Consider the following 235-nt stretch of genomic DNA (forward strand, 5'->3'; position numbering starts at 1 on the left):
TTTCGCGAACGGGATGTCGTATTCGAAGATGTCAACAACCGCAGAGTGTTCACGGATTTTTTCACGGATGGTCGGAACGTCCTGCGGGTGTTCGAAGTACAGACGCCAAACGGTGATCGGACGACCCAGGAATTTTTTTTCAACTTTTTCCGCGTCAACGATACGAACGATTTTACCGTGACGTTCCGCGGTGATTTTTTTAACTTCTTCGATTTTAGAGTCGTCTTTCAGCAGC

The 235-nt window shown here is 47.2% G+C and carries 1 pseudogene; it reads right to left on the reverse strand.

Features of this window, described 5'->3' with window-relative positions:
- A pseudogene (locus R0J92_RS26640) lies at positions 1–235 on the reverse strand (DNA polymerase); the annotation flags it as partial.

The organism is Tritonibacter sp. SIMBA_163, assembly GCF_046535935.1.
Taxonomy (GTDB): Bacteria; Pseudomonadota; Alphaproteobacteria; order Rhodobacterales; family Rhodobacteraceae; genus Epibacterium; species Epibacterium scottomollicae.